Source organism: Paradesulfitobacterium ferrireducens, from assembly GCF_017310645.1.
GTDB lineage: Bacteria > Bacillota > Desulfitobacteriia > Desulfitobacteriales > Desulfitobacteriaceae > Paradesulfitobacterium > Paradesulfitobacterium ferrireducens.
The window spans coordinates 105275-125992 of sequence record NZ_JAFLRH010000007.1 but is presented as its reverse complement, the minus strand read 5'-3'; the positions used below and the strand labels follow the sequence as shown (position 1 = coordinate 125992).

25 protein-coding genes and 1 other RNA gene are annotated in these 20718 nt (G+C 45.9%); 19 read left to right on the top strand and 7 right to left on the bottom strand.

The features are described from left to right. Nucleotides 1-119: 119 nt before the first annotated feature. Nucleotides 120-578, bottom strand: a complete 459-nt coding sequence (locus J0X21_RS03210) for a sulfite exporter TauE/SafE family protein (RefSeq protein WP_236006046.1) — start codon at nt 576-578, stop codon at nt 120-122. Nucleotides 579-692: 114 nt separating this feature from the next. Continuing rightward, nucleotides 693-1673 carry a rhodanese-like domain-containing protein gene (locus J0X21_RS03205; RefSeq protein WP_206810640.1) on the bottom strand — a complete coding sequence of 327 codons (981 nt, stop codon included), beginning with the start codon at nt 1671-1673 and terminating at the stop codon, nt 693-695. Nucleotides 1674-2055: 382 nt separating this feature from the next. Here J0X21_RS03205 and J0X21_RS03200 point away from each other — a divergent pair, with 382 nt between their 5' ends. Further along, nucleotides 2056-2256 (top strand): hypothetical protein, encoded by a 201-nt coding sequence (locus J0X21_RS03200; protein WP_206810638.1) that lies wholly within the window; start codon nt 2056-2058, stop codon nt 2254-2256. Between the two features lie 164 nt (nt 2257-2420). Next, nucleotides 2421-3203 (top strand): prolipoprotein diacylglyceryl transferase, encoded by a 783-nt coding sequence (lgt, locus tag J0X21_RS03195; RefSeq protein WP_206810636.1) that lies wholly within the window; start codon nt 2421-2423, stop codon nt 3201-3203. 19 nt (nt 3204-3222) lie between these two features. Here lgt and J0X21_RS03190 read toward each other — a convergent pair whose 3' ends face one another. Next, a complete protein-coding gene (locus tag J0X21_RS03190) occupies nt 3223-3780 on the bottom strand; it encodes an FmdE family protein (protein ID WP_206810634.1) in 558 nt (185 codons plus the stop codon). 232 nt (nt 3781-4012) lie between these two features. After that, nucleotides 4013-4378, bottom strand: a complete 366-nt coding sequence (locus J0X21_RS03185) for a TIGR04086 family membrane protein (protein WP_206810632.1) — start codon at nt 4376-4378, stop codon at nt 4013-4015. 172 nt (nt 4379-4550) lie between these two features. On the opposite strand from J0X21_RS03185, the gene panB reads away from it, so the two are divergent. The 4 genes from panB (at nt 4551) to J0X21_RS03165 (ending at nt 6792) form a co-directional block, all read left to right on the top strand. Further along, nucleotides 4551-5381: a 3-methyl-2-oxobutanoate hydroxymethyltransferase gene (gene panB, locus J0X21_RS03180; protein ID WP_206810630.1), complete on the top strand. Its 831-nt coding sequence runs from the start codon at nt 4551-4553 to the stop codon at nt 5379-5381. Between the two features lie 19 nt (nt 5382-5400). Next, nucleotides 5401-5892, top strand: a complete 492-nt coding sequence (locus J0X21_RS03175; RefSeq protein WP_206810628.1) for a helix-turn-helix domain-containing protein — start codon at nt 5401-5403, stop codon at nt 5890-5892. Nucleotides 5893-5943: 51 nt separating this feature from the next. Next, nucleotides 5944-6119, top strand: a non-coding RNA gene (gene ssrS, locus J0X21_RS03170) — 6S RNA. 49 nt (nt 6120-6168) lie between these two features. After that, nucleotides 6169-6792, top strand: coding sequence for a histidine phosphatase family protein (locus J0X21_RS03165; RefSeq protein WP_206810627.1), 624 nt, complete (start codon nt 6169-6171; stop codon nt 6790-6792). A gap of 7 nt (nt 6793-6799) precedes the next feature. On the opposite strand, the gene J0X21_RS03160 is transcribed toward J0X21_RS03165, so the two are convergent. After that, entirely contained in the window at nt 6800-7816 is a 1017-nt protein-coding gene (locus J0X21_RS03160; protein WP_206810625.1) for a phospholipase D-like domain-containing protein, read from the bottom strand. A 132-nt stretch (nt 7817-7948) separates the two neighbouring features. Between J0X21_RS03160 and J0X21_RS03155 the strand changes: the two genes are divergently transcribed. The 12 genes from J0X21_RS03155 to surE all read left to right on the top strand — a co-directional run bounded on the left by J0X21_RS03155 (nt 7949) and on the right by surE (nt 16909). Next, the gene (locus J0X21_RS03155) at nt 7949-10210 is read left to right on the top strand and encodes a M28 family peptidase (RefSeq protein ID WP_206810623.1); all 2262 of its coding nucleotides are present in this window, start codon (nt 7949-7951) and stop codon (nt 10208-10210) included. A gap of 75 nt (nt 10211-10285) precedes the next feature. Next, nucleotides 10286-10522, top strand: coding sequence for a YkuS family protein (locus J0X21_RS03150; protein WP_206810621.1), 237 nt, complete (start codon nt 10286-10288; stop codon nt 10520-10522). Nucleotides 10523-10679: 157 nt separating this feature from the next. Continuing rightward, nucleotides 10680-10829 (top strand): hypothetical protein, encoded by a 150-nt coding sequence (locus J0X21_RS03145; RefSeq protein ID WP_206810620.1) that lies wholly within the window; start codon nt 10680-10682, stop codon nt 10827-10829. A 122-nt stretch (nt 10830-10951) separates the two neighbouring features. Further along, complete coding sequence (locus J0X21_RS03140; RefSeq protein ID WP_206810612.1) at nt 10952-11404, top strand: Fur family transcriptional regulator; 453 nt, start codon at nt 10952-10954, stop codon at nt 11402-11404. A 185-nt stretch (nt 11405-11589) separates the two neighbouring features. After that, nucleotides 11590-12756, top strand: coding sequence for a tetratricopeptide repeat protein (locus J0X21_RS03135; RefSeq protein WP_328812150.1), 1167 nt, complete (start codon nt 11590-11592; stop codon nt 12754-12756). 155 nt (nt 12757-12911) lie between these two features. Next, nucleotides 12912-13289, top strand: a complete 378-nt coding sequence (queD, locus tag J0X21_RS03130; RefSeq protein ID WP_206810593.1) for a 6-carboxytetrahydropterin synthase QueD — start codon at nt 12912-12914, stop codon at nt 13287-13289. Nucleotide 13290: 1 nt separating this feature from the next. Next, nucleotides 13291-13980: a 7-cyano-7-deazaguanine synthase QueC gene (gene queC, locus J0X21_RS03125; protein ID WP_206810584.1), complete on the top strand. Its 690-nt coding sequence runs from the start codon at nt 13291-13293 to the stop codon at nt 13978-13980. 61 nt (nt 13981-14041) lie between these two features. Next, nucleotides 14042-14599 (top strand): DUF366 family protein, encoded by a 558-nt coding sequence (locus J0X21_RS03120; protein WP_206810575.1) that lies wholly within the window; start codon nt 14042-14044, stop codon nt 14597-14599. 2 nt (nt 14600-14601) lie between these two features. After that, nucleotides 14602-15333, top strand: coding sequence for a 7-carboxy-7-deazaguanine synthase QueE (locus J0X21_RS03115; RefSeq protein WP_206810573.1), 732 nt, complete (start codon nt 14602-14604; stop codon nt 15331-15333). A gap of 46 nt (nt 15334-15379) precedes the next feature. Further along, nucleotides 15380-15946: a GTP cyclohydrolase I FolE gene (gene folE / locus J0X21_RS03110; RefSeq protein WP_206810667.1), complete on the top strand. Its 567-nt coding sequence runs from the start codon at nt 15380-15382 to the stop codon at nt 15944-15946. 4 nt (nt 15947-15950) lie between these two features. Next, nucleotides 15951-16127 (top strand): YpmA family protein, encoded by a 177-nt coding sequence (locus J0X21_RS03105; protein ID WP_206810571.1) that lies wholly within the window; start codon nt 15951-15953, stop codon nt 16125-16127. Nucleotides 16128-16150: 23 nt separating this feature from the next. After that, entirely contained in the window at nt 16151-16909 is a 759-nt protein-coding gene (gene surE / locus J0X21_RS03100; protein WP_206810569.1) for a 5'/3'-nucleotidase SurE, read from the top strand. A 72-nt stretch (nt 16910-16981) separates the two neighbouring features. Here the strand turns inward: surE and J0X21_RS03095 are convergent, their stop codons facing one another. Both J0X21_RS03095 and J0X21_RS03090 read right to left on the bottom strand, forming a co-directional pair. Beyond that, the gene (locus J0X21_RS03095) at nt 16982-17209 is read right to left on the bottom strand and encodes an alpha/beta-type small acid-soluble spore protein (protein ID WP_206810567.1); all 228 of its coding nucleotides are present in this window, start codon (nt 17207-17209) and stop codon (nt 16982-16984) included. A 389-nt stretch (nt 17210-17598) separates the two neighbouring features. Further along, nucleotides 17599-19140, bottom strand: a complete 1542-nt coding sequence (locus tag J0X21_RS03090; protein ID WP_206810565.1) for a putative polysaccharide biosynthesis protein — start codon at nt 19138-19140, stop codon at nt 17599-17601. Nucleotides 19141-19415: 275 nt separating this feature from the next. Between J0X21_RS03090 and iadA the strand changes: the two genes are divergently transcribed. Beyond that, the gene (gene iadA, locus J0X21_RS03085) at nt 19416-20594 is read left to right on the top strand and encodes a beta-aspartyl-peptidase (RefSeq protein WP_206810563.1); all 1179 of its coding nucleotides are present in this window, start codon (nt 19416-19418) and stop codon (nt 20592-20594) included. The last annotated feature ends 124 nt before the right edge of the window (nt 20595-20718 follow it).

The following is a 20718-nucleotide window of genomic DNA, read 5'->3' as shown; positions in this document are numbered from 1 at the left end:
TTCCCAAGTAACATCAATCGCCAAGCTTTAGACATGGTACGGTGGGCAGGCTTTGATCCATCCATTTACCTAAAATCCGCTGGCAGCATCCAGTAGCTGCTGTAAGAGATTACCATGCCCTAAAATAAAATCAGTGAATCTGAACTCGCGGAACAAGGGTTTAACTTAAGCCGGTCAGCTAAAGGGTGTGCCTGAACCTTAGCAACTTTAGAATTTGTGCTCGAACGGAACATGTTCCAAGCTGAATAAAGCATCAAGAGGGCAAATGTTATATAAAGCGCTTTGATGCTAATGAACTCTGCTATATATGCTCCGGTAATGGCTCCGATGGTGGTAGCTGTTTCTAAAAACATTCCCAGGCGGATATTGGTTAATTTATCGCGCACATAAGCCATGGCTGCTCCACTTGAAGTAGCGATTACGGAAATAATACTTGCGCCGATGGCTTCGTGAATATCCAGGCCGAGAGCTAGAGTAAGCGTTGGGATAACAATAATTCCGCCACCAAGTCCCAGTAAAGAACCGACAAAACCTGCGAGGATAGAGAAGATAAAAATTAACAAGATGTGCAAAAGCAAAGGAACCATCTCCTTTGCTCATTGTAACATTTACCCGAAACTTGTTCAAACGTAAGCGAGGCTGTCTAATATTAGACAGCCTCTGCTGATCTTGGATTATCCAGGGCTAGAGAATTATTTTACTACTTCATACCCTAAGCCTGCCCAGCTCTTCGGCAGGTCCTTGTTGCCCATCCCGAAGTTTAAGCTCTTAGCTTTAATGCCAACAAGGTTGAACAAGGAATCTGCTTGCCCGGCGGTTTGACCGGTGTAGCAATAGACTATAAGCGTTTTGTTCTTGCTTTGTTCGATGAGGGAATCCAGTTTGGTGCCAAGATCCGCACCATAAGGCACATTAATTGCGCCTTTAATGTGACCGGCTTCAAAATCCTTAGCTTGGCGAATATCTACTACTAGATATTTGCTGGCATCTTTGGCTAGCTCGTCTTTAAGAGCCGGGTCATCGATCTTATATGAATCTGCAGGCATATTAATGAAATAGTCTTTGACCGCTTTGTCAATATCTTTGTTCGGGCTGTCAACTGCTGCGGCATTTGGCATTGCAGTCGCTTCGGTTACTGTTGGGAATTTCTTGGCTAACCAGCCATAATTAATTCCATTACCCATTCCGCCATGGAGTGAACGGGCTTTAATCCCGGCAACATTCAGCAATGATACCGTTTGTCCGGCTGTCTGCCCGGTGTAGCAGGCTACGATAACCGTTTTGTCTTTGCCGGCTGCGCGGATTTTGTCCAGGTTATCAGCAATGTCTTTGCCGAACGGAACATTGACAGCACCTTGAATATGCCCTTTGGCATATTCATCAGCTTTACGGATATCCAAAACGAGGTAGGCACTGGCATTTTTCTCAAGTTCTGCTTTCAGTTTATCCTCACTGATTTTGTAGGAGTCGCCCACGGTGGGGATGTTGTTAAAATAGGAAACGACGGCCGCTTTAACTGCTTTGGCCGGATCTTCAGCCGGAGCGTTGCTGGAAGCACTAGGTGTTGACGAAGGGGTTGATGAAGTCGGGGTTGTGGTTTGGCCGCATCCGCTTAAGAGCAAGCCGAGGATGAGTAGAAGCGATAACAAGGAGTAGAGTTTTTTGTTGCGCATTTTTGTACCACCCTTTCTGTACACATTTAATTAATCCTTATTTTTTGGATTTGGATCTCCTGTATATTTAATATTCTCTGTTTTTGTGAAAATACCTTTTAGTACAAAGTCTCTAAGCTATAATGATTTGCGATATGAACATTAGAAATATAAATATAAGAAAAAAAGACCCCATCAATGATGGGGATAGAGGGCCGTTAAGCCCGGGTGGAAAAGGGTAGAGGAGTGTTTGACTGTAGTATACTCGAAATTATCAGTGTTGTCAGAAAAGTGTTCCTCAAAAGCTCAATTTTCAATGTGAATGGCTGTTTTAGCTCGGGGAACAAAAAACTCTTGACATTAAAACTATAGATTCTAAAATAGTAGTGGAGGTGTATTTGAGATGATTTTCACATGGTTAGTGGCTTTGATCGCCATTCTTGCCTTTGTTGCTGCCGCCTACGGAGATTATTGGTGCAGTAAGAACAAACATTCCGTTTATTATCAGGCGGTTCAGAAACCCATTGGCAAACAAGATCGGACCGTAGATATCCCGTTTTTTTCCGAGCATGATGCGTTTTACTCCAAGCTTAATACACTTTAAGTTATAGGTTTGACTTAGTGTTTATCAATTTATATTAAGTGATTTTGTTTTACTAGGAATTCAAGAATTAGACAATGGCTTGATGCACTTGCATTGAGCCATTGTCTAATTTAATATAGAAGAAAATTATCTTAGGCAGCGTTAAAGCCGGTAAGGAGAATGAAATGCATCAGTTTTGGTTTTTTATTGGAGATTTCCCTGTGCGAGCTTATGGTACCTTATTTGCCTTGGCTTTTATCTTGGGAGTGGGAGTTTCCCTGTATTTTGCCAATGCCGAGGGGAAACCGCATTTGAAGGAAGCCATTTTGGATCTGGCTCCCTTGCTCTTGCTTGGCGGTTTGCTTGGCGCCCGCTTTTGGCAAGTCTTCTTTTTTGACTGGGCCTATTACAAAAACAATCCCCAAGAAATCATTGCTGTATGGCATGGAGGTCTGTCCATTCAGGGAGGGGTTGTTGGGGCACTTTTGGTAGGGATAATCTATGTTTGGCGCAAGAAACTTCCTTTTTGGGAATTGGCAGATATCATCGCACCGGGACTGATTCTGGCTCAATCCATAGGTCGCGACGCCAACCTCATGAACGGTGATGCCTTTGGCGGGCCAACGGGAGGGGATTTCGGCCTGCTTTACCCAGTAGGGACAATTGCCCGGGAAAAATTCGGGGATCAGCCCCTGTGGCCGGCCGAGGTCTGGGAAGGACAGTTTGATGTCATACTCTTTGCCTTACTGGTTATCTTGAAACTAAAAAAATGGCCATCCGGTACGATCTTTTTGATTTACGCGGCAGGCTATAATTTGGCCCGGTTTTTCCTGGAACAATTGCGGGGGGATAGTCCCCGGTTTTTATTCCACTGGACTGCTGCCCAGTGGAGCAGTATGGCAACCGTTTTATTAGCGGTAGTCCTACTCATTTGGAGAATTGTCAGAGCGCGAAGGATTGCGTCCTAAGTGGAGAATGTCTATCCTGTTACGATTGACATTCTAAGCAAAGGATCTCAGAACCTTCTTCGCGCGTGAATTCGGATTTCACGGGTTCCTGACAGCGGGAGCAGACAGTCCAAACCAATGAGGTAGCTGTTTCGCTCAGACTTCCGGGCAGTCGTTTAACCGTACAAAAATCTTCTTCACTTAAGCTCAGAATCAGTTGAAGTAATTCTAAGGATTTATTTTGTTTCTGGCGGGGAGACAGGTTTTCCTGTGGTTCAGTCATTTTTTGGATAACGCTGCTTCGAATCGCAATCCGAATGATTTCCTCCGTACCGCTGTATTGAAAATGATAGACATGTTTACCATGCTCTTGAAGCTTTAAGGTTCTTTTACCCATAGTCGCATGGTTTAAAACCTGAAAGGCATCCAGGGCACAGGAGGCAGTTTCTGCCTTGACTAATACTTGAGCTTCAGGAGACGGTCTCAGGCCCAATTCGCGGCTGGCAATTTGTGCAACTCGAAATCCTAAAGCCACACCCGGGCAGCTATGGCCGTGAAAATCCGTCACTTGTTCCCAGGGAGTCTTCTCTACACACATTTTTTAGTCACTCCTCTATTATTTCTAGAAATGTACTCAGTTCAGTACTCAGAATTCAGTAGATGGACTGTATGCCTTGGGGTTTTGAAAAGATACTTTCTTTTAAGAGTATTGTAACTCCTGACTCCTGACTCTTAAACACTACCCCTGAATAATATTGTAGTCTTTCTGACAAAAAAAGAAAAGGGCTTTACCCCCTTGCGAATTTTATGATTTTCGCCGAACGTTTGCCTTACCGTTTGAATACAACTCCGATGATTCCGCCGATGCCGCCCGCAAGAAATGCAAATACCGATTTTTCACCGACTCGGAGCCAAAGCGTGTTCTCCGTTAGAATAAATGAAACCAGCAGAAGTACGATGACAAAGCCAAATCCGATGGCAAGACCATAGTATAAGCCTTTGGTGCCCGCTTGATAAGAGGTTAGAATCGCAGCAATGAAAATGCTGGCACTGAAAATAACAGTTGACGCCATGTCCGACTCAGGCAGAGATGTCAATGCAAGTAAGATTCCAAATCCTGCGGAAAAAATAAACGCCAGCACCGCTGCGATGACAATACCTTTTATAACCAGACTCAGGTTAAAGGATTTGGACATAAGGATATCCCCTCCTTTGTTACTTTCAAAATATGCTCCATTTTGGAGGAGTATGCCTAGAATCATATGAAGGGATTTCTATGAAGTGCATGTATCATGGCCTTGTTCGTGATATAATAAGGGAAGAAATTACCGGAAATGGGGAGGAATACAGATAGGGGAGGGGATCAACATGAAGAAAAATATTTTAGATTTTGGCACTATGAAATTGCATAGAGAAAAAATTCTAATGCTGACGGCCTATGATTATCCTTCGGCCCGCATAAGCGAACAAGCAGGCATAGAAATGCTTTTGGTAGGGGATTCACTCGGTATGGTCGTTCTGGGATATGATTCTACGGTACCGGTAACCATGGATGACATGCTGCATCATACGAAAGCGGTGTGTCGCGGGGCACCGGAAACCTTTGTGGTTGCTGATCTTCCCTTTATGAGCTATGTTTCGGAAGAGAGCGCTCTCTTCAACGGGGGGAGATTGCTCAAAGAAGGTGGAGCTGATGCCGTCAAGCTCGAAGGAGGAGAATACTACGCTCCGGTTGTAAACGCTTTAGTTAACGCAGGAATTCCGGTAGTAGGCCATATTGGTCTGACGCCGCAAACGGCCGGTCAGCTCGGGGGCTTTAAAGTCCAAGGGCGGGATCTTGAAAGTGTAGAGAAATTGAGCCGGGATGCGTTGGCTTTACAAGAGGCAGGTGCCTTCGCCATTGTCTTGGAAGCAATGCCCCGGCAAGTCGCCGAAAAAATAACCCTTGAATTAACGATTCCGACGATAGGAATTGGAGCAGGCGCCTCATGTGACGGACAGGTCTTGGTCTATCATGACTTATTAGGTTTATTCGAAAGGTTTAAGCCAAAATTTGTCAAGCAGTATGCGAACTTAGGCGTTCAAGCCTTGGAAGGGATACAGGCCTATATCAGAGAGGTTAAAGCCGGTGAGTTTCCCGCTTTGGAACATACGTTTACGCTGGCAGATGATGTTTTAGAGCGTCTGTATGGCGGTTAAGAGAAAGGAATGAAAAAGTTTGGGCCTGAGAGATAAAACGCAAAAGAAATTTCTGGAGTTCTTTGAAAAAATGGTAGATATTTATGGCAGTAACGAATTTGAAATCGCCTTTTCCGAAATTCAAAGGGGAACCGGTTCGGCCAATACCACCCTCAAACGGGCGCTTGATACCCTAAAAGAAGAAGGGATGATCGAGGTCAGCCCTGGCCGCAATTCCCGCTATGCCAAGTTTACCTACCTGTTAGCTCCCGCCAAACCGGCACTTAACCAGTCGCAGCCTCCGGCAGATTTGCCTGCAGCGAAAGCGGGCGCTCCGGTCACAATGGCTGAACCTACGCCCCAAGGAGAAGGACTACAGGAATCCGAGAGTATCCAAACCTTAAGTTTAGATGTTAAAGAATTAACTTATTTGGTTGAAAATTTAAGACGGCGCATGCGTACTCAGGAAATGACTATCGCTCTGTTTCAAGACCGTCTGGCAGAATTGGAAGATAAGTTACATAAACGCTAATTTCCCAAGCTTTACTAGAGAATTTTAAAGCCAGAAGTGTTATAATAACTACACAACCTGCCTTGTGCGTATGGATTATCTTGGTTTTGATCCTATTAGTGTTTCGGGAGTTAAATGTTAAGCATGTACATCAGGCCCTGTCAGGGAAGATGGAAAACTTAACCTAGACACCCACCTGCGAGAGCAGGGTCAGAAAACCTGGAGTCTTACGGCAAGGTGGGGAGGGTAGGGATTTCCCTACCCTTTCTTTCTTTTTAGTATGGAGGGGAAGAGGTTTTGACCAAAATCATATTAACCCGGCACGGGGAAACACAGTGGAATATTGAAGGCCGCGTCCAGGGTATGCTGGATTCCCCATTGACCGAGCGGGGATTGAATCAAGCCAAACGCTTAGCGTCCCGGTTAAAGCAGGAAGGGATTCAATACTTATATGCGAGTGACCGTCCCAGGGCTTTGGCTACGGCAGAGGTTATTCGAACGGAAATTGGGCTCACGGCACCTGTACTGCCGGCTCCTCAGTTCAGAGAGCTTTCCTTCGGAGAATGGGAAGGTAAAGTTTGGGCCGAGTTAAGGGAAAGTTATACGGATATCTTCGCGGTATGGGATAAATCTCCCTATCTGGTGCAGATTCCCGGTGGGGAAACCATGCCGGTAGTAGCGGAAAGAGCCTGGGATTACTTAAAGGCATTGATTAAAAAACACGCAGGGGAAACCATTTGCATAGTAACTCACGGGCTCACGCTTAAGCTGTTGGTAACCAAAGCCTTGGGTTTTGATGTGAGTGACTGGAAGAAAACCCCCTGGCAGTTTAACACAGCCTTAAATATTCTAGAACATAATGGGAATGCGATTTTACCTATGGTTTTAGGAGATTGCACTCATTTGGAGGATATGGAATAGATCCTTTTTAGAGTTTAGTGGTAGCATTGGCCCAATCTTGGGCAAATAGGTCACTTAGTTTAGCTGCAGCCTGGGGAGATGGAACTGTAATCGAGAATTCATGATTTATCACGAAGGTAGAATAGGTCCATCCCGAACTGCTGAAGAAAAAAGTACGTCCATCAAAGATACCGAGCCGGAGGTTAGAATTGTCCTGCAGGTAACGGATATCCACTCCTGCACTTTTTAACAGAGAAAGGACCGGCTGGACATCCTCTTTGAGGGCGTATTCTTTATTGAGTAAAAGGCGGACCTCCCGCCCTTTTTGTTTGGCGTCCACCAGGGCCTGTATGATATCCTCATCCTTTAGTTCCGTCACTTCCAGCCAGATGGAGCCTGAGCTGCGGGCAATCAGATTTTGAAGCTGCTGCTTGACTTTTGCATTAGTGGCTAGAATGATATTATCAGCGGGGGCCGGGGATGTTTTGGGTATGTCAAGAGCTAAGGTTGTGGTGAACTCCCAATCCCGAGCAAAAACAGCGGATGCTTTCCAAGCGGCATAACCTGTAAGCTCAACCGCCAGATCACGGGCGGATCGTCCTTCTTGGGTCCAAGTTGGTCCATACACCAAGGCGAATTGATGGTCAACAACCAGAAGTTTCACGTTATTGCTCTGACCTTTACGGGCAGGGTAGAACTGAGCCGAAATATCATGACTTTTAAATTGGTTCAGGGTAGCAGCGTTTGCCTTGCGGAATTGATCTAAAAGGACTTTTACCTCGACCCCGGAACTCGCTTTTTTAATTAAGAGATCCAGCAGCTGTGAATCGTCAAAACTTGCTTGTTCTACATAAATTGTTTTCTTGGCTGAATTTAACAGGGCTATGGTTCGATTATAAATGTCATCCTGTTGGCTTAAGATGGCTTCAGCGGGCAGGTTAGACACAGGAGTTTCTTTCTGCATAAACTTGGGTGTGGAAATGGTACACCCTCCTGTTATTAAGACCACAATGATTAAAATAACAGCTAAAAATCGTCTGAACATGAATTATCTCCCAACTCCTGTTATTTTCTAATTATACCATACTTAAGCTTTAGTTCAAAAATAGTTGGAAGTTGGCATAGAAACTTCATCTTCTTCATAAGGATTGGCAGAGCAGTACATGTGAGAAAGGGCATGATGACTGTGAAGCATGCTTCGCTTAAGACAGCTCTGCTTACGTTTTTCCTATTAATATTTATGAGCAAGCCGGCGGCTGCCGAGACTCAATTTTCAGCGGACAAAGCCTATCAACACGTTCAAACACTGGTTCAGAAAATCGGACCTCGTCCGGCCGGAAGCAAAGGAGAGACCAAAGCTGCGCAGTATATTTATTATATACTCGAACAGTACGGCTGGAAAGTTACTGAACAGCCGTTTAGCAAGGTCGTTGTGTCTAATAATCCTTTAGACACGGTTCAGAAGATTAAGGTTGTAAACAGCCAAAATATTATTGCAGAGCTCCCAGGTACGCATGCTGAAAGTATTGTTCTGGGCGCCCATTATGATTCAGCCGGACTGAGTGCCCCGGGAGCCGTTGATAATGCCTCCGGGGCAGGGGTGCTGTTGGAATTAGCCAGAGTTCTCAGTGCAGAACCGCATGAAGACACGTATCAACTAGTGTTTTTCGGGGCAGAGGAAATGGGGTTGGTCGGCTCCGGATATTTTGTGGAACGAACTGATCTTTCCGCCGTTAAATGGATGCTGAATCTGGATATGATCGGAACCCCCCTGTTAATTGACGGTGCCGGTAAGACATCGGCCCCTTGGGATTTATTGAAACAAGTAACCAAAATAGCGCAAGCAGAGAAAATTCCGTTCCACTTGAGCCGGGATTTTATGGTGATGACCAGGGATTCGTCCCAGGGAGGAGCCAGTGATTTTAGTTCTTTCCTTGCTCAAGGTGTGCCTGCGGTTGGGCTTGGAATCGCCGGGCGCCCGGCCGGGTATTTCCACCAGCCTGGAGATAAACTGGAGCAGGTGGCTCCCTTGGATTTAAAAACAGTTGGTGACTTTGCTTACCAGTTAGTGAAATCGGTAAAGGTGCAAGAATCCGGACCGAGAACTTGGGATGAACTCTATCTCACCTTCCAAGTGGGACCGCGGGTTCTAATGCTGCCAACGAATGCCCTTAGATTGCTCACTTTATTGATCATGGCCGGCACAGCCCTCATGCTGGTCAGGGTCTTAAAACCTGCTGTCCGCTGGAAAGATCTCTTTAAAATAATGGGGGTAACCGCAGCCACGGCTTTAGCCGACGTCTTGCTTAGCGGAAGCATGGAATTCATCTGGCAGACGGTGAAGCAAACTAACTGGGTTTGGTATGCGTACCCGGGTGTATTCGTTGGGGCTAGAGTCTTTGCCTTAGCCGGTCTATTACTCTTAATCACAAATTTATGGTCGTTGCTTAAGCTCCCGCAATCAGGGAGAATGTACTGGCTTGGGGCTGTCATATGGATTGCAGTAGCTGGGCTCGGGGCAGCTTTAGTCCGAGTGGATTTGGCTTTCCCTTTCATCTTTTGGCTGGCACTTCTTCTTGTCCAGTATTTTAGGCCTTCCTTTATCCTCACGCTTTTCGGTCCGTATTTTATCTATAAATTCCATTGGGAACTGTTGAATTCGGAACAATGGGTTAGCTATTACGAAACGGTCCACCGCTATCCCGTCCTTTTTGCCTTTATTTATACCGTTTTGCTTATTCCTCTGATGCTGGCAGGATTCCATGTCATCCGATCCCGAACCTACAATTGGAGAAGATTTCGTATTTCCACCCGGAAGCCAATCGTCCTGGCTTTAGGCGGGCTTATCTTAGGTCTGGGACTGGTGCCCGCATACACGACCGATTATCCCCAAGTTGTCATCCTTCAGGAGGAGTGGGTTGAGAACAAGGGCCAGCTTGTCATCCGTTCACCGGAAAACCTACCATCCCGCATTCACCGGCAATTTAACAGCACCTCTGGCAAAAGTGTCACCCTTCCGGCCTATTCTGCTGCTCCTCCCTTAGCTGCTGAAGCCACTGTAAACGAGCGGGCGGGAACCGTGCGGACGCTTGATGTCAATCTCTCTTTAAATTATGGGGTAGAACCGTATTTACTTTCTATAACTCTGTCAAGTCCTGAAGCCTTTCAATTGACTCAAGGCAGTGATTTCCTGCCCTCAAATAAGTTGCCTAAGAAAGTAGAGCTTAAGGGTAAAAAAGGAGCGGACGGAAATTACAACCTAACCGTTGAACGAACTCCGCCTCAGCGCCACAACCTTCAATTGACTATAGAGGCCAGCGGCAGGCTTGAAGTCACTGTGGAAGGAACATTTCCGGTATCTGCTCCTGCCTTGACCTTGGAGGAACCGCGGCTCGCGGTGCACTATCAAACCGTAGCCCGGAGAAGCTTTAATTTTTAAGAGCGATTTTGGAAAAATCTCCTCAGCATAGAGCCAAAAAACAGGTGCACACTATGATTGAGGAGGTTGATTTAAATGTACAAAAAGGTAGCCGTTGAAGACGGTTTAACCAATGTAGAACAAGCATTACAGGCTGCCGGGTACCATACAACGGCCATGGATGAAAAGTCCTTATACAATGTTCAGGCTGTGGTCGTTAAAGGAGACAGCGTGGACATTGCTGCGGAAGGGAATTTGCGAGTACCGGTGGTAAATGCAGCCGGCAGAACAGCCGAAGAAGTAGTAGAAGTCATCCGTGACCGTTTACAGTAAACCCTAGAATATAGAATCCGCATCACATGATTGTGCTGCGGATTCTATATTGGTGCGCCATGCTCAACATTAGCAAAAATTACCATATACTATAGCAGGAACATCCCAAGTCTTACCAATATTTCTTAAGTAAACGTCAGGAAGGAGAGCAACTCTTATGGCATTCGGGCTTATTCCTTTTGGTTTAGGTTTAGGTTTTGGCTATGGGTTAGGAGTGCTAACTGCTCCCCGGTATTATCCTTATCCCTATGCCCCTTATCCGCCTTATCCTTATCCGGCATATCCTTACCGTTATCCGGTGTGGTAGGATAGCACATTCGGACTTAGCTCTCTGGTTTGCCAGAGAGCTAAGTTGCTGGGTGCGCATTTGCAAACGTCCATGTTTAGCATATAATCAAGATATAAAAATGGAAAGGGGCGAATCTTTTCATGGTGGAGGGGCTTTCTGCTTTTGATTCAATTTGTAATCGTTTGCGCAATCATTCTTATAAACTGACTCCCCAGCGCCAGACTATTTTGCATACCTTTCTGCAGCATGCCGATGAGCATTTAAGTGCGGAAGATGTATATATGTTGGTCAAGCATCAATATCCGGAAATTGGTTTAGCCACAGTCTATCGGACGCTCGATATCTTGGCGGATATCGGAGTGCTCCAGAAAAATGATTTCGGAGATGGGCGAAGCCGGTATGAGTTTACGCGTAAGGATGAGCACCACCACCACCATTTAATCTGTCTCCGTTGCGGAAATGTATCTGAGTTTGATGATGACTTGCTCGAATCCTTGGAAGCTATTATCAGCAAGAAAACAGGGTTTGATGTCCATGATCACGATCTTAAATTCTACGGGTATTGCCAGAATTGTCAAAGCGAGCTTTCTTAGGCTCGCTAAAAGAAATATTCGCTCGAATATATGAGGAATATCAATAAACACTTGGGAATCAAAGCGAAGATTCATTGAAAAATCAGGAGTTTCACGGGATTTGACGCACGATTAGCCCCTGAAGCAAAAGGAAAAAAATGCCAGCTCGCCGAATACTAAGTAAAAACGATAAAGGGGCGAATGCTGTGAATAATCCTTTGGCCTCTCAGGAGGAGCACCAAAGAACCTCATTTGCAGAAAATACCTGGTTGCGTCAGATCCGGGGTTTGGGGTACATTTTCTTTGGCAAGCCTGATCAAGGAATAACATATGTAGTCGGGCGTTTAAAAAATGATCCTTATAGGTTCCATGTCCGTGAAGTCCGTTACCTGATTAAGCATCAAGTTTATCAAGAGACTCGAGACTATCTCGAAAACTTAAGTGACGAGAATTCAGAAAACAGGGCAGAGATTAAATTTTTGCTGGCCCAGTGTTATATAGGACAGGGCTTGGTTGGGGAAAGCCGTAATGCAGTCCAGGAAGCATTGGAGATAGAGCCGGAACGGGCGGAATATTGGGATCTCCTGGCTGATTGTTTTCTGGAACAGGGACAATGGCAAGAGGCTACGGCCTGTTTGGATAAATCCCTGCGGGCAGCTCCTACCCGGGCCGAGACCCTTTTTAGGTTAGGCACAATCTATTCTTATAATGAAGAGCATTTCGAAGCGTTGCGCTGTTTTCAAGGCTGTTGCCAACTGAAACCTCATAATCCGGTTTACTGGGAAATGAAAGCGGAAACTCATTTGAAATTAGAACAAATTGAACAGGCCTGTCATAGCTTTGAGAGGGCGCTGCGCTACTCCGCGAATATCGACGTAGCAGCCCGTTTGGCCTATTGTTATATTCAACTTGAACAGATCAAAAAAGGTATCAGGCATTATGAATTGGTACTAAAACATGAACCGGACCATTTCGACGCTTTAAGCAACCTGGCTGCGGTTTACCAGAACCAGGACCGCTCCCTTGAGGCTCTGAATCTCTTGGAAAGAGCGCATAGTGTACATCCCAATGACCCAATTTTATTAAACAATATGGGATATACCCTAGTGCATCTGGGACGGACTCGGAAGGCGACGGAATATTATCAAGCGGCTTTACGCCTGGCACCGGATCATCCGCTGATTATGTATAATTTAAGTGTGTGTCTCGTCAAGAGGGGAAACTGGGAGGAAGCCGTCAGATATCTGGAAAAACTCCTGGAGATCGATCCGGAGCATTCTGAGGCCTGGGCTTTGCTCGGAAATATTTATGACCAACTAAGGCAGTATGATGTTGCGACCGACTGTTTTAACCATTCTTTACGGCTCGCTTAGTTTATCATAAAAATAGTGAGGGGATATCTTCTGAAAGGTATCCTCTTTTATGTTTTTTTAGAGCCCCTTGCCGGTCTGGACTAGAATGTATTATTTCCATTTGAGAGCGAATAATGGTAAAATAATATGTAAATTGTCAATCAGGAGAGGACTAAATGTTTCAAACGGTGATTCGGTCACATTTTGACGCGGCTCATTTCTTACGGAATTATCAGGGGAAATGCGCCCATTTACACGGACATCGCTGGGATGTTGAAATAGGGGTAGAAGGCAAGCAGTTGGATCATACCGGGATGCTGGTAGACTTTGGAGAGCTGAAAAAAGCGCTGTATCAGGTGTTGGACCAGCTTGATCATCAATTATTAAATGACATTCCGGAATTTGCAAGAGAGAAAAATCCCACCGCTGAAAATTTGGCTGCTTATCTATATCGGGAAATTAAAGAGCGGCTGCTTCTGCCTGAAGGTCTAACATTAGCCGGGGTCAAGGTTTATGAGTCTCCTGATGCCTGGGCCTTATATAAGGAGGACTGACATGGCGGGAGTAGTATTGCTCTCAGGAGGACTCGATTCAACTGTGGCCATGGCTCTTTTCCTGGAACGAAATGCTCTTGATTTAGCGCTTACTTTCGATTATGGACAGAGGGCGGCTGCCAGGGAAATTGAGGCGGCTGCTTCCATAGCCGGGTACTACGGCCTTAAGCATAGGGTCGTCAAGCTCCCGTTTTTAGCCCAGGAAACCCACACGGCCTTGGTTGACCAGTCGCAAGCCTTACCTTCTCTTACCACGGAAGCGCTGGAAGATGACCGGGGACAAACGACTGCGAGTGCTCAGAATGTATGGGTTCCGAATAGAAATGGTTTATTAATCAATATTGCCGCAGTGTATGCTGAGAATCTTCCAGAACCCAGTTATCTTGTCACCGGCTTTAACCGGGAGGAGGCCGCGACATTCCCGGATAATTCTCAGGCGTTTATTGAGGCGGTCAATCAAAGCCTAAATTATTCAACGTCCAAGAATATCTCCGTAGTCAGTCCGACCTCACATTTGGATAAAATGGAAATTGTTGCTGAGGGCTTGCGTCTAAATATTCCTTGGAATCTTTTATGGAGCTGCTACGCAGGAGAAAAACACTGGTGCGGAACCTGTGAAAGCTGCCTCCGCTTAAAAAGAGCCCTCACCTTTAATAAGCAAGAAGCGCTCATTTCTAAGATATTCAAATAGCCCCTTATGCCCTTAAATGAAACTAGGCAAGCTGCCTTGCCGGAATTAAGGAGAAGTACCCGTGGAATATCTAATTCTCAAAGAACCCATGCCTTACGATGGAAGCCAGCTCCATTCCCTTTTTTGCTATAGGAATTTTGGCAAGATGGGGGACAGTGTTACTGTGTTTCGTGGTCCATGCAGTGTCCAGCAGGATGAGATGGTAGATCAGGAAGATGTGCGGGCCCAAGACTGGATTTTTAGTGAAGACATGCTTCATTTTATTATTGAACATTTTGAAATGGATTTGGAGAAAGCCATTATTCGCCAGCGGCTTTTAATCGCAACCATTAAAGAAGAGCTTGAAAGACATGGTATTCGCAGTGTTTACCGTGATGGGGATGACTTATTTGAAGAGGATCGTAAACTTTCAGTGAGTATTAGCACCTTGTCCCCGGTCTCTTCTATGATCCACTGTGGTCTTAATGTTTCCAGCCGGAACACCCCAGTGCCGGCTGTGAGTCTTCTGGATTTAGGGATTCAAGGTATCCTTGAATTCGGAGAAAGTGTTGCCAGACGCTACTGTGATGAGGTAAAATCAATTCGTCTTGCTCGTTGTAAAGTTAAAGGAGTTATCTAAAAATGTTAAGGATCCCGGTCATAGAGATATTTTCCTCGATTCAGGGGGAAGGTCCGTATGTTGGGTATCGTCAACTCTTTTTGCGTTTACCGGGGTGCAATTTAGCCTGTCCGTATTGTGACACCCCGGTAGCAGCAAGTTCCAAACTCAAAATTGAACGGATTTCCGGCTCCCGTGACTTTGAAGAAATCCCGAACCCGGTTTCCTTGAGTGACCTGTTAAAGCTTTTGCAAAGCTTTAACTTAAATCTCCACCATTCTCTGAGTGTCACCGGCGGAGAACCATTGCTCTGGGCGGAACAACTAGACCAACTTTTACCGCGTGTCAGAAAATTGGGATTAAAAATTTATCTCGAAACCAATGGCACTTTGCCGGGCAAGCTTGCACTGATTTTACCGTGGGTGGACATAATAAGCATGGATATTAAACTCCCCTATGCAGAAAATAATTTTTGGCAAGCTCACCAGGAGTTCTTAAGACAGGCCCGGGGAACGAAACTGTTTATTAAGATTGTCGTAGACCGGGAAACCGATTTAGCTTCATTGGAACAAGCGCGAAGCATGCTTAAGGGAGAAAATAAAGCGATCCCTGTAATCCTACAGCCTGTAACCCCAGTAAGAGGGTTACGGCCGCCTGAACCGAAGCAGATGCTTCAGTGGCAGGAATTTATGCTTAAAGAGCTTTTCTCAGTTCGAGTTATTCCCCAAACCCATGTGTATCTTGGGCAATTATGAGGGAGCAGTATATTATGCAAGTTTAAGGAGGAAGACGACGTTGGAGATGGACTCAGAAAAAATCGAACAAGCCGTGCGCATGATTTTAGAGGCAATTGGAGAAGATCCTGACCGCGAAGGCCTTTTGGATACCCCCAAACGGGTAGCCCGCATGTATGGAGAGATTTTTGCGGGTTTACATGAAGATCCGAGTGAACACCTCAAAGTTCAATTTTCTGAAGAACATGAAGAAATGGTCATCGTCAAAGATATCCCGGTTTATTCTATGTGCGAGCATCATTTGGTTCCATTCTATGGCAAGGCTCATGTGGCATATATTCCGCGCAAGGGGAAAATCACCGGGCTGTCTAAATTGGCACGGGTTGTCGAAGGGTTTTGCAAGAGGCCTCAGCTTCAAGAACGGCTCACCTCGCAAATTGCGGATTCAGTCATGGACATCTTAGAACCGCGAGGGGTTTTAGTGGTCATTGAAGCGGAGCACATGTGCATGACCATGCGCGGGGTAAAAAAACCCGGCTCCAAAACCTTAACTTCAGCTGTCCGAGGGATGTTTAAGACCAGCCAAGCCACGCGGGCCGAAGGGTTTGCCTTGATCCACGGTCATAAAGGGTAAAGCCATGGAGCAAAAGGAACAAGGAAAACTTGAACTCATTGCCACCCAAAAAGTAAGTGCCAATGCGGAACTTTATAAAATCATTGATTTTCTCAATAAAAATCTGAAACAGCACCATTTAATGTTTGGGCTAACCAAAAAAGAAGATACAATGACTATTTCGATTTATGAAGTGGAATAAAGCTTCGAAGTGATGGAGGGCTAATGCGCATACTGTTAACCAATGATGACGGTTTTTTTGCTCCGGGGCTGCAGGCTTTATACCAAACATTAGCATCTGACGGCTATGAAGTCGGGATTGTGGCTCCGGAAGGGCAGCGTTCGGCTGCAGGGCATGCCATTACTTTATTTGAACCGCTTTTTGTCAATGCCCACCAGCTGCCATTCGGGGGGGAAGGATTCTCAGTGCGCGGAACTCCCTCGGATTGTGTCAAATTAGCCATTCAAGGCGGGATTGTGGCTAAGCCGGATCTTCTAATATCGGGAATTAATTTGGGACAAAATTTAGGGACAGATGTTTTCTACTCCGGTACGGTGGCGGCAGCCCTCGAAGGCGTGCTGCTTGGAGTGCCTGCCCTGGCCGTATCCCTTGCCAGCTACCAGTTTGGGGATTTTCAACCGGCGGCAGGTTTTGTCCGTAAGCTTTTAAAGGATTGGAGCCTCATCACGGACGGCGGCCTGGTCAACATTAATATCCCGGGAACCCCTGCTGAGGAATGGCGCGGTGTTAAAGTGACGCGATTAGGAAAGGCCATTTACGAAAATATTTTTGAAAGGCGCCAAGACCCCCGCGGCAAGACCTATTATTGGCAAAGTGGAACCTTGACTCCGGATTATGAGGAAGATACCGATTTGCGTGCGGTCGGGGACGGGTATGTATCTTTAACCCCTATGCACAGTGATTTGACCGATTACAAACGCCTTAAATCCATGTCTCAACTCATGGATCAGTTTATGTCATAAATTACAAAATAGTTTTCTCTAAAAAGAATCAGGAGTAGTAATTTACTCCTGATTCTTATTCGATATCTAGCTTTAGAGCTGGCTTCCTTTCATAGCTTCCTCGGCGCGCCTGATCATCGCCTTAACCATGCTTCCTCCGATTCGTCCGCCCACGTGGCCGCATTCCCGGGAAGTCATGTTTTCCCATCCTTGTGATTGGATTTTTTCGGTTAACCCTAATTCAGATGCAACTTCCCATTTGAATTCATCCAAAACAGACTGGGGCAGGAGGCCACTGTTGCGATTGCGATTTCTTGCCATATACGAAGCATCTCCTTTCAATCTGTATTGGGACAATCCTATTTTTTGTCGAATACCCCGAAATTATATTACTGAAATATTGCCCACACTAAATGATAATAACAGAAAAGGAAGTTTTTCTATGTTTTTTTGGATATTTCTTTTTTATTTTGTCCTATTTTTAGTGATTTTTTCGGGTTCATTCAAGGAATGGAAATCTAAAAAAGGAAAAATCCTAAGGTTATTTTTCTTTCCTGCAATCTTTGGTTTGTTTATTGCATTTTTAACGGTGCTTAAGTTCTATTTTATCTATAAAATCGCACTGCTTGTCTTAGTTTTTATAACTTCGGTTATGAGCTATCGGCGTTACGGAGATTCTTTAAGGCATTGGCTGGGGAAATAGCAGGAGCTTATTTCCGGTAAAGGTATTTTCCAAACCAGGGAACACGGCGGAGATCTGAGAGAGTAATTCCTCCGTTCACTGCCAGGATTAGAGCGTAAATGATCAGACCGGCGCTTAATTTCTGGAGGGTAGCAGTAAATTCCCAGCCCAATGGACTGAGAAAACGGAACACGAGGATCATGCCTAAGCCCGCGCTCAGGGGCTGGAGCACAAAGTGCTGAAGGTCTAAGGCCATGCCTGAATAACGGATGATAAACATTAAGTTTAGAGTTGCCATAATAATCCAGCCCAAGATATAGGCCCAGGCACTGCCAAGCAGCCCCCAGTGGGGAAGGCCCGTAAGCATGAAAAGAAGCGGAACGCGTACTCCGGCTCCGATTAGGGAAACCAGTACCGGAAGGTGTACTTTGCCCAGTCCTTGCAGAATGCCGGTGGTTGTTTGCTGAAGATATGTAAAAATCCCGCCTAAAGCTAAGATTCTTAAAATAGGGGCAATGCCCGGGCTTTTGAAAAAAGAGGTTAAGGGGTCCGCAAACAGAAAGAGGACAATTAAACAGGGAAGCCCTAATAGAATGGTTAAACGTATGGCTTCACTGCTGCGTGCCCGCACAATTTGATACTGTTTGCGGGCTGCTGCTTCGGATATGGACGGAACGAGTGAGGTTGCCAGGGCAAAGGTAAAAACTGTCGGAAAGGTAAGCAAGGTAAAGGCTGAACCACCGAGTTGTCCGAAAAGGGTGGTTGCTTCCCGGGCAGTGTACCCCGCGATTTGCAGGCGTGCGGGTATGATCATGGCGTCTAGCGCGGATAGGCCGGAGGACATCAAGCGGCCGATCGTTACAGGAGAAGAAAGACGCCACATCTTTTGCATAATCAGCCGATATGAAAGGATACTTTCCCCGGAAGAAGGAGAGTTTTTTTTATTTCTTTGGTACTGAATGGTTATGACGATCAGCCCGATGATTTCCCCGATAAGCATGCCGAAAGCCAGTCCGGCGGCACTCCATTCCACCCCGCGGCTGGCAAAAGTAAAGGCAGCCGTGAAACCGACAGCGACCCGGGTAACCTGTTCGAAGATCTGGCTGAGTGCCGTAGGGATCATGTTTTGCAGCCCTTGAAAATACCCGCGAAAAGCAGATGAAACAGAGACCACAAAGATTGCAGGAATGCAAATACGGAAGATCTGAAGCACCCGGGGATCGGGGAAAATTTTATGAACGAAGAGCGGAGTCAGGATATATAAGAACAAAGAGACCACGACTCCGGAGACAGTTAGGATCATTAACGCGAGCTTGAAAATGGCCTTGGCTTGAGTCTGATGCCCCAGCGAGATTTCTTCCGCAACCATCTTCGCCACGGCTAAGGGAATACCGGCAGTGGTCAGTACGAGCGCAGTCATATAGACAGGGAAGACCATATTAAACAGGCCATATGCTTCCCCGCCGATATAAGACATGATCAAGTATTGATAAAGGAAACCCAGAATTCGGTTAAATAAATTCGCGGCCAAAAGAATACTGGCTCCGTACACGAACGTTCGCTTGGTCATGGAATTCCTCCGGAAACTTGTTTTATACCACAGTAAAGCATAGTTTCTGGTTCTCTATGTGCTCTAATAACTTTATGCGTCCGCTAAAAAGTAGATTCTTTGGCATTCGAAAATTAAGTGGAATTTTTTGAGTGGTTATCCTTTCGGTAAAAGGATTTTATAAAGAAACGGAGAATTTTTAAGTAGAGGGGAACTGAATGCCTTAAAAACTAAGGCAAGGAGGAATAAAACGCTAAAATTGGGGTATTCTACCTCGAAAGGGGGGATATTCCTAAGTGTGGCAATTGATAAAAAATGTTTTGATCTATACCCCGGAGCCGGTTCCCGAAACGGATTTATTAATTGTAGGTTCGCGGATTGCGGCCATTGGTAAAGGATTAACTCTTCCTGCCTATGCCGAGGGAGAGGTTATCGAAGGGCACGGGAATAAACTCGTTCCGGGTTTTATTGACGCCCATGTTCATATCTGCGGCGGGGGCGGGGAGGCCGGACCGGCTTCGAGGACGCCGGAGATCCAGCTGTCTCAGATCATTCGCGCCGGGACCACTACTTTAGTCGGTTTACTTGGGACGGATGCCATTTCCCGTTCCGTGTCTGAACTTTTAGTGAAGGCGCGGGCGCTGGAAGAGGAAGGGCTGACAACCTACATCTATAGCGGGGCCTATCAAGTTCCGACTCAAACTCTGTTTCCGAGCTTGCGCGAAGATTTAGTTTTGATCGATAAAGTCATTGGCGCCGGGGAAATCGCCATATCCGATCACCGTTCCGGGCAACCGCAATTGGCAGAACTCGAACACTTAACAGCTGAAGCCCGTGTCGGTGGGATGTTGGGCGGAAAAGCCGGGATTGTTCACTTGCACTTGGGAGAAGGAAAACGGGGGCTTGAGCCAATTTGGCAGATTTTAAGCCAAACGGAAATCCCGATTACCCAGTTTGTTCCGACACATATTAACCGGACTGATGCGCTCTTGGGGCAAGGGGTAGAATTCTTGAAGGCCGGCGGACATATAGATTTGACGGCGGGCTGTGATGATTTTCCGCAAGAATTGCAAGTGCCCGCTGTTTTGGGAATGCTCTATAAGCGAGAGCTGCTCAGTCACCAGGTCACCGTATCTTCTGACGGGAACGGGAGCATGCCGATCTATAATGATGCCGGAGTGCTGGTGGGTATGGGAGTAGGCTCGGTGGACGTTCTTTGGCGCGATGTGCGTGAGGGCATTCTGAACTATGGTTTGCCAATCGAGGCAGGACTTAGGGTCATTACTTCCAATGTGGCCACTGTTTTGCGCTTGGCTCGCAAAGGGATGATCAAAATAGGGTATGATGCCGATCTGGTTCTTTTGGATGAAGAGCTGCACATAAATGCCGTTTGGGCTAAAGGAAAACTCATGCTTAAAGACAGTCAACCGATTGTCTTTGGCACCTTCGAACATAAAGAAAATGCAACGACATAGTAGTCAGTACTCAGTACTCAGGAGAAACCGGTAAAGCATCGGGGGATTCTGAATTCTGATTACACTGAATCATTTAACTCCAGGACTTAAACTTCAGACTGAATATTACTCCTGTTTTCAATGT

What these genes read in the sequence shown, in the direction of transcription:
- J0X21_RS03205 (WP_206810640.1), bottom strand. Translation starts at nt 1,673, where the DNA reads ATGCGCAACAAAAAACTCTACTCCTTGTTATCGCTTCTACTCATCCTC.
- J0X21_RS03200 (WP_206810638.1), top strand. Translation starts at nt 2,056, where the DNA reads ATGATTTTCACATGGTTAGTGGCTTTGATCGCCATTCTTGCCTTTGTT.
- lgt (WP_206810636.1), top strand. Translation starts at nt 2,421, where the DNA reads ATGCATCAGTTTTGGTTTTTTATTGGAGATTTCCCTGTGCGAGCTTAT.
- J0X21_RS03190 (WP_206810634.1), bottom strand. Translation starts at nt 3,780, where the DNA reads ATGTGTGTAGAGAAGACTCCCTGGGAACAAGTGACGGATTTTCACGGC.
- J0X21_RS03185 (WP_206810632.1), bottom strand. Translation starts at nt 4,378, where the DNA reads ATGTCCAAATCCTTTAACCTGAGTCTGGTTATAAAAGGTATTGTCATC.
- panB (WP_206810630.1), top strand. Translation starts at nt 4,551, where the DNA reads ATGAAGAAAAATATTTTAGATTTTGGCACTATGAAATTGCATAGAGAA.
- J0X21_RS03160 (WP_206810625.1), bottom strand. Translation starts at nt 7,816, where the DNA reads ATGTTCAGACGATTTTTAGCTGTTATTTTAATCATTGTGGTCTTAATA.
- J0X21_RS03155 (WP_206810623.1), top strand. Translation starts at nt 7,949, where the DNA reads ATGATGACTGTGAAGCATGCTTCGCTTAAGACAGCTCTGCTTACGTTT.
- J0X21_RS03150 (WP_206810621.1), top strand. Translation starts at nt 10,286, where the DNA reads ATGTACAAAAAGGTAGCCGTTGAAGACGGTTTAACCAATGTAGAACAA.
- J0X21_RS03145 (WP_206810620.1), top strand. Translation starts at nt 10,680, where the DNA reads ATGGCATTCGGGCTTATTCCTTTTGGTTTAGGTTTAGGTTTTGGCTAT.
- J0X21_RS03140 (WP_206810612.1), top strand. Translation starts at nt 10,952, where the DNA reads ATGGTGGAGGGGCTTTCTGCTTTTGATTCAATTTGTAATCGTTTGCGC.
- queD (WP_206810593.1), top strand. Translation starts at nt 12,912, where the DNA reads ATGTTTCAAACGGTGATTCGGTCACATTTTGACGCGGCTCATTTCTTA.
- queC (WP_206810584.1), top strand. Translation starts at nt 13,291, where the DNA reads ATGGCGGGAGTAGTATTGCTCTCAGGAGGACTCGATTCAACTGTGGCC.
- J0X21_RS03115 (WP_206810573.1), top strand. Translation starts at nt 14,602, where the DNA reads ATGTTAAGGATCCCGGTCATAGAGATATTTTCCTCGATTCAGGGGGAA.
- folE (WP_206810667.1), top strand. Translation starts at nt 15,380, where the DNA reads ATGGACTCAGAAAAAATCGAACAAGCCGTGCGCATGATTTTAGAGGCA.
- J0X21_RS03105 (WP_206810571.1), top strand. Translation starts at nt 15,951, where the DNA reads ATGGAGCAAAAGGAACAAGGAAAACTTGAACTCATTGCCACCCAAAAA.
- surE (WP_206810569.1), top strand. Translation starts at nt 16,151, where the DNA reads ATGCGCATACTGTTAACCAATGATGACGGTTTTTTTGCTCCGGGGCTG.
- J0X21_RS03095 (WP_206810567.1), bottom strand. Translation starts at nt 17,209, where the DNA reads ATGGCAAGAAATCGCAATCGCAACAGTGGCCTCCTGCCCCAGTCTGTT.
- J0X21_RS03090 (WP_206810565.1), bottom strand. Translation starts at nt 19,140, where the DNA reads ATGACCAAGCGAACGTTCGTGTACGGAGCCAGTATTCTTTTGGCCGCG.